Source organism: Pontibacter populi (genome assembly GCF_040278685.1).
In the GTDB taxonomy this organism is placed as follows: Bacteria; Bacteroidota; Bacteroidia; order Cytophagales; family Hymenobacteraceae; genus Pontibacter; species Pontibacter populi.
Map to the genome: position 1 here is coordinate 11189 of NZ_JBEOKT010000018.1, position 12954 is coordinate 24142.

Consider the following 12954-nt stretch of genomic DNA (forward strand, 5'->3'; position numbering starts at 1 on the left):
AGAATAGTACCTGCGGATTTGTAATCCGCGATAGAGAAGGCTAAAGCTAAAAGGTGGCAAGCGGATTACAAATCCGCAAATAGCAGCGTTCCGGATTGCAAATCCGGAACAGCGTAAAATTCCCCTCCTGGGAGGGGCAGGGGTGGGTTAAGTCCATTCTTAATTTATAATTCAGAATTCATAATTACAATATAGTATGAAAGCAGAGAGCACCGTAACCCCACTGATGAAACAGTACAATGCTATCAAAGCGAAGCATCCGGGGGCATTGCTGCTGTTCAGGGTAGGGGATTTTTATGAGACTTTCGGGGAAGATGCTGTAAAGGCAAGTAAGATTTTAGATATCGTCTTAACCAAACGCGGTGCAGGCTCACCATCAGAGATTGCCCTTGCTGGTTTTCCGCATCACTCCCTGGACACTTACCTGCCAAAACTGGTGCGTGCCGGCGAGCGTGTTGCCATCTGCGACCAGTTAGAAGATCCGAAATCCGTAAAAGGCATTGTGAAGCGTGGCGTAACCGAACTGGTAACACCGGGCGTGTCGTTTAACGACCAGGTACTGGAGCGCCGCAGCAACAATTACCTGGCAGCCGTGCATTTTGGCAAAACCGAAACGGGTGTTTCGTTCCTGGATGTATCTACCGGCGAGTTTATAACAGCGCAAGGCGACCGCAACTATATTGGCAAGCTACTGCAAAGCTTGGCGCCATCTGAAGTACTGTTCTGCAAACGCGAAAAAGAAACATTTGCCGAGCGCTACGGCCCCGATTTTAGATACTTCGCCCTGGAAGAATGGGTGTTTAACTATGATTTTGCTTACGAGTCGCTGACCCGCCAGTTCGGAACGGCATCTTTAAAGGGTTTTGGCATTGAAGGCATGGTGGAAGGCATTATCTCCGCCGGAGCTATACTTCATTATTTATCCGAAACGCAGCACAAAGAGATCAGCCATATCGCTACTATCTCGCGCCTGGAAGAAGACAAGTATGTGTGGCTCGATAGGTTTACGATCCGTAACCTGGAGCTTGTATTCCCGCAGCACCAGGAAGGCGTGCCGTTAATTCAGGTGCTCGACCATACGGTAACGCCTATGGGTGCACGCCTTCTGAAAAAATGGGTAGTGCTGCCACTGAAAGATGTAGTCCAGATAAAACGCCGTTTAGATACCGTAGAAGCCCTTACACAGCACCGTGAACTGCTGACCGAACTTACCACGCACCTGAAGCAGATAAACGACCTGGAGCGCCTGATCTCGAAAGTGGCTGTTCGTCGTGTAAACCCACGTGAATTGGTGCAGCTTTCCAAAGCGCTGGATGCTATAGTTCCGATACAGGCTGCCTTAGCACTGAGCAACATTCCGGCCCTGCAGAAACTGGCGGCACAGTTAACACCTTGCGATGGTCTGCGCGAAGAGATAAAGAATATCCTGAAGCCCGAGCCGCCCATGCTCACCAACCAGGGCAACATGATCAACGATGGTATCCATGCGGAACTGGATGAGCTTAGAAGTATAGCTTTCTCAGGCAAGGATTACCTGGCACAACTCCAGCGGCGCGAAGTACAGAACACAGGAATAAGCTCGCTTAAAATAGCTTATAACAAGGTTTTCGGCTATTACCTGGAAGTAAGTAACGCGCATAAAGACAAAGTACCTGCCACCTGGATCCGGAAGCAGACGCTGGTAAACGCGGAGCGCTACATTACCGAAGAGCTGAAAACCTACGAAGAAAAGATTCTGAATGCCGAAGACCGCATCTATACTATAGAGTTTGGCCTGTATAACGAACTGGTGGTGCATGCTTTGGATTACGTAGCCCAGGTGCAGCAAAACGCCAAAGTTATAGGTGTAATAGACTGTTTGAGCTCTTTTGCAACTATAGCTCTGGCCAATAACTATACGAAGCCCGAAGTAAGCGACAGCCACGTACTTGACATCAAGAAAGGCCGTCACCCGGTTATTGAAAAGCAATTACCATTGGGCGAAAGCTACGTGCCAAACGATATTTTCCTGGACAACGAACAACAGCAGGTGATCATTATTACGGGTCCGAACATGGCCGGTAAAAGTGCTTTACTCCGCCAGACCGCGCTTATAGTTCTGATGGCCCAGATCGGTTGCTTTGTACCTGCCGAGGCCGCCAGTATTGGCATTATTGATAAGATCTTTACCCGCGTGGGGGCTTCGGATAACCTATCAAAAGGCGAATCTACGTTTATGGTGGAGATGACGGAGACGGCAAGTATACTCAATAACCTGTCGGACCGTAGTTTAGTGCTGATGGATGAGATCGGGCGCGGTACAAGTACCTACGATGGTATTTCGATTGCCTGGGCTATAGTTGAGCACCTGCATAATCATCCGAAATTTAAAGGCAAGACGCTTTTTGCCACGCATTACCATGAGCTGAACCAGTTGGCTGAAGAACTGCCTCGTGTAAAGAACTATAACGTGTCGGTGCGTGAAGCAGGTGGCAAGATACTGTTTATGCGTAAGTTGGTGGAAGGTGGCAGCGAGCACAGCTTTGGTATACATGTGGCCCAGATGGCCGGTATGCCTAACAGCGTAGTGCTGCGTGCCGACGAAATCATGCATCACCTGGAAAAGGAAAAGGTATCGGAGCACTCGCCACAGCAGAAAATGAAATCAGCTCCAAAAAATAATTTCCAGCTGAGCATGTTTGAACTGAACGACCCGCAACTGATCCGCGCCAAAGAGCTGCTCGAGCAACTCGATATAAACACCATCACGCCAGTAGAAGCCTTGTTGAAATTAAACGAGCTAAAGTTACTGTTGAAAGAAAAAGGAGAAACTGTTCGCTAAATCACAAACCAGAATACCGGAAACTATAAGCATGATGCAGGAACCCGAAATAGTGGTATGCAGTGAGAAAAAGCTGGTTGGACTGCGGGTCTTTACTTCGCTGGCCGAGGATAAAACCGTAGCTATGTGGCAGAAGTTCATGCCCAGGCGCAAAGAGATCAAGAATAGTGTAAATGATCTGTTGTATTCTGTGCAGGTATTTAATGGCGGCTTGGATGTAGAGGAATTTACCCCCAAAACAGTTTTTGAAAAATGGGCAACGATGGAGGTGTCTGATTTTGGAACTATACCGGAGGGTATGAGCAGTTTTGCCTTGCCAGCCGGCTTGTATGCAGTTTTTAACTATAAAGGCGTAAGCAGTGCTTTTTTTGAGGCAGCTCAGTACATTTATGGCAGCTGGCTACCGGAATCTGTGTACGTACTCGATGACAGGCCTCATTTTGATGTAATGGGCAAAAAATACCTCGGCCCTAACAACCCGGAATCGGAGGAAGAGATCTGGATTCCTGTAAAATTAAGGTAGGAACAGGCCGCTGAGCCTGGTCAATAACTATAGAATAACCCTAAGTTGAAATAAATCTGAAATTTTTCTAGCTGAAAATCAGTCTGAAAGGCTTAAATGGAAGATTTTTTTTACGCAGACTATTGACAAGTGGATTTTTGTCTATATCTTTGTATCACTAAATCGCTGGGACGGAAACGAAAAGCGAAATAGTGATTGACTCAAGCGGGAGTAGCTCAGTTGGTAGAGCGCGACCTTGCCAAGGTCGAGGTCGCGAGTTCGAACCTCGTCTCCCGCTCAAAAAAGGCAAATAAAGACGTTGTGTTAAACAACGTCTTTGTTTTTTAAAGTCACCCTTCGGATGTCGTCCGGATGGCTTGCCGGGATGGTGGAACTGGTAGACACGCAAGACTTAAAATCTTGTGTCCGCAAGGACGTGCGGGTTCGATTCCCGCTCCTGGTACATAAGTATAAGCGAAAAGCCCTGTAATTCAATGAGTTACAGGGCTTTTTTGTTTTTGAGTAACAAATAAGTAACAAATTAAGCATTTCACTGATGTTCAATCTTTAATAACGGCTTCCAATTCTCTTCTTTCCTCCTAGTAGTTTCTTTCTTGTAACAGTGTAGCTCAAACTATTCAATAAAAGCCTTCCACGAAGCAGAGCCAATATAAATACATGGTAAAACCTCTATATAATTTTATATTTGGTAAAATAATTTTTTGGAAAATAAATGAATGTAAATGGAAAAAAGAGTCAACAGCATTGTATTTAGGCAATTAACATATGCTGATTTTAGGCATATAAACAAAAGAGGAGGTGAAGAAGCAGGTGGAGGAGGTCAATCATATATAGATTTTCCTACAGCTGATATTCCATTAAGCGATTGGTTTAAATTCTTAGGTCCTAACACTGGAAATGGTGCTGGTGGTAGACCCCAGTGGGACTTTACAATACAAAGCTTTGGACTAGATTTGCCCAAAGATCTAAGAATATACCAAAGAAGGTCAGCATCTGTAAGTGTTGCTGCTCAAAAGATACATAGCAAAAGAGCTAATCGGGTACCCTCATGGCATCCTAATAATGGATTTCCGGATGATTATGATCCGAGTACTCAAAATCTTGTTGTATATATTGTAAAAACAACTGATGGTGAATTTTGGGCGGGGTGGTTCTTGCAAGACCAGATTCCTACTACATGGATTGGTAATAAATCTTTAAGTAGAATGTTCATTGAGGAAGCGGGATATATAAAGTTAAGCCAAAAAGCTTTCATCGAAACGACAGAAAGTCAGTGGCCATTTTATTTTAACGCTAGAACAGTTTCAAATGAAATCCCAAATGAGGAAGATGTCGAAACAGAGTTAGTTCTAGAGGATACTTCACCAAAGCTGCAAGAGCTCATTGATTCAGATACACAACCAGCTGTTAAGGAAAGAGTTCTTAAGATTCGACAAAGAAATAATGCTATCGTAAAGAATCTGAAGCAACTATACCGAGGAATGTGTCAAATCACGGGTGATAAACTAACATTTAAAAAGAGAAATGGTGAGCTTTACTCAGAAGTACATCATTTAATTCCTCTAGGTGAAAACGGCTCAGATTCATATGCTAACGCTATTGTCGTTAGTCCTTTGATACATAGAATGCTTCACTATGCTGAAGTATCAGGACTTGACTTAAGTAAGATAGCAGACTCTAAATTGAAAATCCAAATCAATGGTCAGGACTATGAAATTACTTGGCATCCTGAACATACAAGAACAGTAGAAGATAGTCTAAGCGAATAAAACACTATAGTTCATTTTTGATACACCTTCTTAATTTTTATGAAGGTGTATCAAGAACTCATTAAGTTTAGCTGCTTTTTTGCTGTCATTACTTTTGAAGCGTTTGTATTGTATATCTTTCTTTATTACACTGCCATAGTTTTGCAAGAAGCTTACTAAATCATCTATAGGTAATAAGCCATCTTCACTGTAGCTTATCAGTATATCTTGGCAGTTAATATTTGTTAAAATCTGGTCAAATGAATCTCGAATTTTAACTTTTGAGCAAAAATTTGAATACTGGTCACGCCAAGGCCTTAAGCCGCTATCTCCTATAGCTTCCGGCTCATCCTCTCGGGCAAGTGTTTCCAGTATATGATAGTTTGCTGCATACTGCCTTTTTATATATGGAGGGTCAATATAGCATACATCTCCTTCGATGTGTTTTGAAACTTCTTCAGCATAGCCTCTATAAATTTTGTGATCTGTAGTTCGGCCTACACCTGAGAAGGTAGAAGGGTATAGTTCTATAGGTGCTTCTGCTCTTTTGACAAATTTTGAAAGGTAATGGCCATAAGTTCCAGCAATGTTTGCGACATCATTAACTGCCATAATTAAGTCATGAAGAAGCAGAGAGTGCTCTATGTCAGTTATTGTATTAGCTGATTTTAGTCTTTTTATCTCACCCCTGATAGCATCTATTTTAGCTGCGTTTTTAGAAGTAAAGTATTTTCTGGGCTTACTTGTATTTGAAGGAGTGCCTTCCGGACTAAATTCTTGATAAAAATAGCCTTTAACAGGTTTTAAGCTATTCAAGTAGCTTAAAATAATATCATAGTTCCTTACACCAAACAAATTGATTGGTTTGGAATTAATAATTGATTCTACAGAATTAATGCCATTAAAATCAGGAGCTTCTACTAAATTTAAATGCACATTAAGGTGGTGAAATGAATAAGTCATAACATCAACAGCTGTAACACAGTAATTGCTTTCTTTCAATGCCAGTGAAAACAAGCCCGTGCCAGCCATCAAATCTATTACTCTACATGCTTCATTATTTATAGACTTTATTTCAGAAATGATAATATCAGAAAGCTTGTCTTTGGAGCCTATATATCTAAATCCCATTTACTTCAAAAATTTCATCACTGCTACAGTTTAGTAGCCTCTTAATTGGAATAAGTGGATCGGTTGAATTCAACGTTTCCAATATGGTATTGTAATCTTTTTTGTTAAGCTTAAAAAAATAAGCTACTGCCCTTTCAATTCTTAAGTCACTTTGCTTGCTGATATTTTTTTCTTTTGAATTAGCTACCTCAGACTTAATAATTTCAGTAATCTCTTTAATTAAACTTGTATGCTTACTCAAGTTAGGATTGAGTTTTGGGAATGGTAAATTTATTAGCATCGTTTGAGTCAAGTATGGGTGAGACTTCCATTCATTTTCACCATACTTCTTTAGTAAATAATAGGTCATTGCTCTCGAGTTAAGAACTGCAAGAACAAACTCCAAAGTCAAATTTCTACTAACTTCCGACTTTAACTTTAATATATAAACTACTTGATTTACTATTGAGTTTTGGTAGTCTATACTTGCTGTTATACCAATACCAGTTTTTCTCACTAGTATTTTATCTCCATTATAGATACTTAAACTTTTGTAGTTAATACCATCTTTATCAGTATCTATCCAACTCTTAGTTCTTGAAGTATATCTGTATAAATCCTCACCAACTTTAAGTGCCTTATTACCTAAGCCCTGATTGATATGAATAATATGCTCCTGTACAATTTGATTCAAATCAACGAAAGTGCCACAGTGGTTACATTTGGGATTTTTAGACTTGGGGTATGGCATCCATTTGCTACAATCTGGGCATTGACAAACAAGGCCATTCTTTGATATTTCTGCTCCTCTTGTATTGTTTATAACTGAGCTAAGTACAGTACCGGAGCTTTGAATTTTATCAAATATGTTATGTTCGCTGACTCTTAAATCTATATCAAAGACATTACCACTGTTTTCTAAGAACCTTTTTTGTGGAACTTCATGAGCTAATGCCTGCTCTACTTGTTCTAAAGTTAACTTGTTTGTTAACACACTTTTCTTGAAGTCTGGAGAAAGCCTAAAGCAGTTGACAACATGTTCTGGTGCTGCTCTTCTTTTTTGACCAATTACAATTACACAGGCTCGGTTTATTTCAGGAAAAATCTTTTCCCCAAGACGAGCTATAAGTAAAATGGTAGTAGTGTCTGCTAATAATAGCCTTAGCCTTGCTTGCTCTTGGCTAAAAACCGAGTCAGGTAATATAAAGCCATAAAGCCCGTCTTCTCTTAGGTTATTAAGGGTAACCTCTATAAACAAGTTGTAAATATCGAATTGTCCCTTTGCTAACTGAAAGTTTGTGCTTAACTGATTAGAGTCATATTCTGTCATGTCAGCGCCCCAAGGTGGATTACTCAAAACGATATCAACTCCATTTTCATAGCCTACCTGCCGTCTCAGACTTTGCCAACCATTTATAGAGCTAAATTCATTACTTGGGAACAGACCATCAGTATTGATAAAATGCCTGTTAAAGCGGCTGTAATGTTCAAAGTTGAATTGTTGTTCAGAACTTATAACTGCATTAACATCTTTATCAACTCCGATAATGCTAAGATTAGTGGTAGCATTATCCAAGGTTGTAAATTCAGTAAGAAAGCTTCTTAGCAACATACTGTCACCACATGCAGGATCTAATATAGATTCAACGCTGCTTCTATTGGTGTCTTCCCAGTAGTATAGGATCTTCTTTGCAAGATACTGTGCGAGGAATTTAGGAGTATAGAATATTCCATTTGTTTTCCTTTCCTCTTTAGTATATAGTTCAGCAGGGCTCATCTTCCTCTTCCTTTTAATGTACTATTCATTCTCTGCCTAACTTCACATTGTCGTGTTAATGACAGCGTCATTGACAAATTTAAACCAAAATATTTGCTTATTAAGTTGGGAGAGGCCTTTTCTTTAATGATGTTTTAATATATTCTAATTATCCTTTTTTACATTTCAGCTTTCTTATAATAGTATCTTAGTTAAAACCACAGCTTAAGGAGTTATTAAGCTGCCAATTTATAAAGCTTCTATTACTCTTATTATTGTACCTTTCTATCCTGCGGATGAAACGTGTAGGGTTATTCCTGTAATGACTATTAATTCGTTTACCTTGAGCACTTCTATGATCTATTAAATCATCCCTTTTTCTGTCATACAACATGAAAAGTAATGGTTTTATATAATTAGAGAGTATCTGAGTTTCATAATAAAATCCTTGGAAGGCATCTCGATGCAGAAAGTACATTCCCCATGGCCTGTACAAGTGAGTACATCTTCTATCTGTTTGGGGGCAGATAAAGTAATATCTTACTCCCCTGCCTAAATTACTTGATACAGCCTCAAAATATACGTTGTAGTGCACTAACTCCTGCAGACCGGTGCTTGTAGTAATGTAGTAACTTAGAGTTAAATAAGGGGAGCTACAACTCATATCAACTGATATGTTTATGCTATTGATTATTATCCCATTAACCTTCCATTTAACGTGGCCACTTTTTACTATTCCAGCCTCTAAATATCCATGTGACTTCAAAAAGGATATTGTTAGAACATTGCTGTCTTCTACAGTGGGTAAGTTTTTAGAATATCGCCCCATTATGAATATGAATTTGAACTTTACCTTAATATAGTAAAAAATAGCCTAAATCTTTAAGGATACAAGTACAAATCTCGATTAATAGTAACAGCTAACAGCCTGTGTTATCTTGTTGCTTAACTCTAATATAAGTTCATTATGTGATGTTAATCTTGGTGTGTTTGATAGCTGCTTTATCTTATCCTTAAGTCTTTTTACTTGCATCTTATTTTTAAAAAGACCAGCTTGTTTAGCCAAGTCAATTTGGCTTATAATAGCTAATTCTCCTCCTAGTGCATTCAGACCTGAAATGCTCAAGGCCTGCTCAAAATCCTTTATTGTTTGAAGCGACTCTAACTCAATAGTGAGAATTCGCTTTTTTCTTATTGCTAAGTATTCAGTTTCCCATTTTGTAATTGCTTCACAAAAGAAGTCCAAATCATATAGCAAAGCTCCTGTAACGTTAGCAACGTTAAAGAAGGAAGGTAGCCTTTGTAGAAAACGATATTCATATCTTAGTACGCTTCTCTCTGCGTATAGAGGAGGGATAAGCTGCCCCTTCTTTTTCTGCTCATGAACCTTGCCATAGAATAGTAGCTGTCTATTAGTGTTAGTGTAGTATACACCATTATTCTGTTCCAATCGCCTGTAAAAAGTTGACTTTCCTAAAAGTGGATAGTACACTTGTTCTGGATGCTGTAAGATGAAGTGCTGTGCTATATCCAGGCGATGAATGTTGGCTTTATGCATAGGAAGGTGCAGTTTATCCGACAGCATTTCAATACATGGTTTAACTTCCCCAAAAAGTAAAGTAGCAAAGTTGTCCTTCAAATAGTATTTACTAATTGAGCCTTTAACCGACACGCCCGATTCAAATATGCCAACGTTTAAGTTATCCAAATGACCTCTAAAGTAGTCCCTGCTATTCTCTAGATTTGTAATAGCAGAAATATTGCTTAAACTATTAATAACCTCTTTTGTAGGTATACCTTTACTGGTTTCTCTGCTGAGCCAGAAATGTACAGTGTCATACATATGATAATAACTCTTTTAAATAAACTAACTGCTTTTGAATGGGCAGTAACAAAATCTGTTACTGAATACACATTAACATTAGCTGTAATCTCGCCTGGGGATATTATGTTTATCCTTTAGCCAGTCTTAGACTTTTACATTATTGCTGCTTTTTTTCTTACTAATTGTATGACTTCATTGAACATGCCATTCATATAAGCATTTAAAAGGGGGGTAGTGTGGTTCTTTTGACCAGGAGCAACAAACAGTTCAAACTTACTCCAGTCCTTGTTAAAATGGATGATAAATGCATCGTTAGTACCTTTTATATCTCCAAACCCAACAAAGCTTTCGGGAGCTGTCTTGTAAATGCTGCTAATGCTGTTACCTTTTGCTATAAGGCATTTGAAAGCTTCCTTTCTAACATTATATCTGAAGGCTTGTGGTACATCAGTAAGGTAAAGAAACAGATCTTTGTTTTTGGTTCTTAAGTCTTCAAGCAGCCTATAATCTTTGGTAGAATAAATTTCGTCAAAGCGGGTCTTGCCTTTATTTGGGACTTGAGCAAACGCATAATAGTGAGCTAAAATATTCAGCATCTTTTAGCCCCTCCGCGACCTGTATTATTAAGTGTGACTAGGGTTGCGGCTTCCTGCTCAATTTCTCCTACAGTCTTAATCGGGTTCTTAAGCATCCACTCTTCCAGCTTCTCGCGTGCTATGTAAATGATTTTCCCCTCTGGCTTACTGTGTGGTATTATGCCAGCGGAAGTAAGTTTATATAAGTTGGATGTTGAGCGGCCACAGTATATGGCTGCCTCCTGAAGTGTTAGTACATTCTTCTGATAAATTCCCTTCTGATTAATAAGCTCCTCAAGCTTACTATACAAGTTGTGCTCTTCCATAATTTTGCAATTTGTTTGAGCACAAAAGTGGTAGTTACAGTGTGGGTATAGAATAGGTATCCCTGTACATACTATAGGTAATATACAGGGATATACAGGATTTAGGATTTGGTGAAACGTGACAAAGCCTTGTCTATCTTGGCGTGATGCCTTGGTAAATTCTTATCGTTATAAATCAAGTTATAACTCGATTTGGCTAATTGTTTGTTATGAAACTTCTCGCCATTACGTTTAACAAAACATGCTGAAGCAATTGCAAATCTTTGGTCATAATCTGTATCTGCTACTAAGCCTTTTAAATTGTTTAATAGGTAGACGAGTAGAACTTCAGTGCTTAGCCAAACAATGTTAGAAATGTTAGTGACATTACTCCTGCTAAAAACCTTGATAAACTCACTCTCAATCGTTTTTGAATCAATCAATTTGTTTTCTATAAGCTCAGTGTAAAGTATGATTTTAGGCTTTGTATTTATCCAGTCAAAACTATAAAGCTCAGAGTTTCCTTTTTCGTGCTTCCAATCGTAATAAGGTGAATGCAGGTCTTCGCTAGACTTTGTTATTTTGAACTCAACTAATTTTGGAGAAGTAGATGTTGGGACATTTTCTTCGCTAGGCTGTTTGCTTATGGTATTTTGTTTTATACCTATACCTCCCTTGAGGAATGTCTGAATTATTTCTATTCTTCTCCTTGAGAAGAAGGCAATTGCTATTGTTTCTATTAATGGTCTTGCAAAAAGCAGCAAGTTCTCCGGTGGGCTGGGGTGGGGATTTAAGGGGAAGTGATTATTAGAATAGATTATTTCTCCTGCAGACTTTATATTATTAGTATCAACACTTTCTACAACAAACTCCTCAAGGTATTTTGTACAACCAGTTCGTGAATAACTTTTGATCTTGCTTAAATTAAAATAAGTATCTAGATCTGCGGATATATCTTGACTTAAAAATAGCTCACGTTCCTTTAGTAGCTTGGATAATTCTGTCTTTAGTAAGTTGACTTCCGTCTCTTTGTCATAAGCTTCAAACTCAATCTTTTCCTTTAAAAATGCCTCATAAGCATTTGTTAGCTTCTTACTGAGTTCTTCTGCATAAGCAACTAATAACTGCACCGGATCATATTGTTCAAACTCAAACTCAAATTCAGTCATTAATTGTTGGGTGTTAAATGTTTATCTCTGGAAGTTTATTCACTGCCTGTCGTTTTAGTGCTTCTACGACCCTTACATACTTCTGGGTATGGCTTAAGCTTGTGTGACCTAATAAGCTAGATACGGTATTTATATCTGTTTCATATATTATAAGGTTTGTGGCAAACGAATGGCGCGCGCAATGGAAGGTGACATGCTTCTTTAGTTTTGCCCGCTTTGCCCAAGTTTTTAAACTTTTGGAAATCCCAGTGTGGGAAGGAAGGGTAAATATTGGTTGTGCGGATTCCTGAGCTTCTCCAAGTAACTTTATAGCAGTTGTGTTTAAGTTTACTATAACGGGCTTCTGTGTCTTGCTTTGGGTAATTTTTAGTGACCCATCATTGATATGACTCCATTTTAATGTCTTGATATCACAATAGCGCAATCCAGTAACACAAGCAAAAAGAAAGGCTCGCTTCACATCATTATTACCGCATTCAGTTTGAGCAAGTGTCTGAATTTCAGTTGTTGTAAGTATATCCTTCTTGATACCTTCTGTTTTCTTATTTACTATCTCTGCAGCAGGACTAAAAGGAATTATCTTATCGCGAGTTGCCTGCTTTAACACTCGCTTTAATACAGTAAAGTAGTCATAGGGTGTTTCACCGTTAAGATTGCTATTAAGGTAGTCCTTGAAATCATTGCACAGCTGTTCAGTTACTAATTTGGCTGACAGCTTGTCTTTACCTATAAATTTTTTGAAATGATTTAAGCTGCCCTGTATACTCCTTGTGTTTTTCTTTGTGTAGCTAGAAGCATACTTTTCGAAGTACTCAATAAAGTTTATTCCTTTCTTGAAGTTAGGCTGAAAACCATGATCAGTGGTATTTAATTCAAGATCCCTTTTAGACCTGATACTTTCTGCAAGCCTCGTTGTTTCTTTGTTATGCTGCTTCTCTATAGCATCTTTCGGGCGCTTGAAAATGTACATGTGTAGGAACTCATATCTCCTTTCACCCTCACTATAGTAATCTAGATAAATACTGTAACGCCCTTTGGTGATAGGCTTTTTTCTTAATAATACGCTCATAATCAACATATTTTGGTTGCTGATTATATTTACGTCTTAAGTATATATGAGTA

General features: G+C 39.0%; 10 protein-coding genes and 2 tRNA genes. 5 read left to right on the forward strand and 7 right to left on the reverse strand.

What is annotated here, in order from left to right; translation table 11 throughout:
* Positions 1-196: 196 nt before the first annotated feature.
* The 5 genes from mutS to ABS362_RS16065 all read left to right on the forward strand — a co-directional run bounded on the left by mutS (position 197) and on the right by ABS362_RS16065 (position 5113).
* The gene (gene mutS, locus ABS362_RS16045; protein WP_350413643.1) at positions 197-2821 is read left to right on the forward strand and encodes a DNA mismatch repair protein MutS; all 2625 of its coding nucleotides are present in this window, start codon (positions 197-199) and stop codon (positions 2819-2821) included.
* Positions 2822-2852: 31 nt separating this feature from the next.
* Positions 2853-3344 carry a GyrI-like domain-containing protein gene (locus ABS362_RS16050; protein ID WP_350413645.1) on the forward strand — a complete coding sequence of 164 codons (492 nt, stop codon included), beginning with the start codon at positions 2853-2855 and terminating at the stop codon, positions 3342-3344.
* Between the two features lie 204 nt (positions 3345-3548).
* Positions 3549-3621, forward strand: a tRNA-Gly gene (locus ABS362_RS16055).
* Between the two features lie 81 nt (positions 3622-3702).
* Positions 3703-3786 (forward strand) — tRNA-Leu (locus tag ABS362_RS16060).
* A gap of 280 nt (positions 3787-4066) precedes the next feature.
* The gene (locus ABS362_RS16065) at positions 4067-5113 is read left to right on the forward strand and encodes an HNH endonuclease (protein ID WP_350413646.1); all 1047 of its coding nucleotides are present in this window, start codon (positions 4067-4069) and stop codon (positions 5111-5113) included.
* 30 nt (positions 5114-5143) lie between these two features.
* Here the strand turns inward: ABS362_RS16065 and ABS362_RS16070 are convergent, their stop codons facing one another.
* The 7 genes from ABS362_RS16070 to ABS362_RS16100 all read right to left on the reverse strand — a co-directional run bounded on the left by ABS362_RS16070 (position 5144) and on the right by ABS362_RS16100 (position 12901).
* Entirely contained in the window at positions 5144-6223 is a 1080-nt protein-coding gene (locus ABS362_RS16070) for a DNA adenine methylase (RefSeq protein ID WP_350413647.1), read from the reverse strand.
* Positions 6213-7979, reverse strand: a complete 1767-nt coding sequence (locus tag ABS362_RS16075) for an N-6 DNA methylase (RefSeq protein WP_350413649.1) — start codon at positions 7977-7979, stop codon at positions 6213-6215. Before ABS362_RS16075 ends, ABS362_RS16070 begins: the two co-directional genes overlap by 11 nt.
* 886 nt (positions 7980-8865) lie before the next feature.
* Positions 8866-9801: a phage/plasmid replication domain-containing protein gene (locus ABS362_RS16080; RefSeq protein WP_350413651.1), complete on the reverse strand. Its 936-nt coding sequence runs from the start codon at positions 9799-9801 to the stop codon at positions 8866-8868.
* Between the two features lie 134 nt (positions 9802-9935).
* Positions 9936-10379, reverse strand: a complete 444-nt coding sequence (locus tag ABS362_RS16085) for a hypothetical protein (RefSeq protein WP_350413652.1) — start codon at positions 10377-10379, stop codon at positions 9936-9938.
* Entirely contained in the window at positions 10373-10684 is a 312-nt protein-coding gene (locus ABS362_RS16090) for a helix-turn-helix domain-containing protein (RefSeq protein WP_350413653.1), read from the reverse strand. Before ABS362_RS16090 ends, ABS362_RS16085 begins: the two co-directional genes overlap by 7 nt.
* 101 nt (positions 10685-10785) lie before the next feature.
* Complete coding sequence (locus ABS362_RS16095; protein ID WP_350413654.1) at positions 10786-11832, reverse strand: hypothetical protein; 1047 nt, start codon at positions 11830-11832, stop codon at positions 10786-10788.
* Between the two features lie 13 nt (positions 11833-11845).
* Positions 11846-12901 carry a site-specific integrase gene (locus tag ABS362_RS16100; protein WP_350413656.1) on the reverse strand — a complete coding sequence of 352 codons (1056 nt, stop codon included), beginning with the start codon at positions 12899-12901 and terminating at the stop codon, positions 11846-11848.
* Positions 12902-12954 lie beyond the last annotated feature (53 nt).

Excerpts from the sequence above, each read along its gene's own strand:
- mutS (WP_350413643.1), top strand. The coding sequence starts at position 197 with ATGAAAGCAGAGAGCACCGTAACCCCACTGATGAAACAGTACAATGCT.
- ABS362_RS16050 (WP_350413645.1), top strand. The coding sequence starts at position 2,853 with ATGATGCAGGAACCCGAAATAGTGGTATGCAGTGAGAAAAAGCTGGTT.
- ABS362_RS16065 (WP_350413646.1), top strand. The coding sequence starts at position 4,067 with ATGGAAAAAAGAGTCAACAGCATTGTATTTAGGCAATTAACATATGCT.
- ABS362_RS16070 (WP_350413647.1), bottom strand. The coding sequence starts at position 6,223 with ATGGGATTTAGATATATAGGCTCCAAAGACAAGCTTTCTGATATTATC.
- ABS362_RS16075 (WP_350413649.1), bottom strand. The coding sequence starts at position 7,979 with ATGAGCCCTGCTGAACTATATACTAAAGAGGAAAGGAAAACAAATGGA.
- ABS362_RS16080 (WP_350413651.1), bottom strand. The coding sequence starts at position 9,801 with ATGTATGACACTGTACATTTCTGGCTCAGCAGAGAAACCAGTAAAGGT.
- ABS362_RS16085 (WP_350413652.1), bottom strand. The coding sequence starts at position 10,379 with ATGCTGAATATTTTAGCTCACTATTATGCGTTTGCTCAAGTCCCAAAT.
- ABS362_RS16090 (WP_350413653.1), bottom strand. The coding sequence starts at position 10,684 with ATGGAAGAGCACAACTTGTATAGTAAGCTTGAGGAGCTTATTAATCAG.
- ABS362_RS16095 (WP_350413654.1), bottom strand. The coding sequence starts at position 11,832 with ATGACTGAATTTGAGTTTGAGTTTGAACAATATGATCCGGTGCAGTTA.
- ABS362_RS16100 (WP_350413656.1), bottom strand. The coding sequence starts at position 12,901 with ATGAGCGTATTATTAAGAAAAAAGCCTATCACCAAAGGGCGTTACAGT.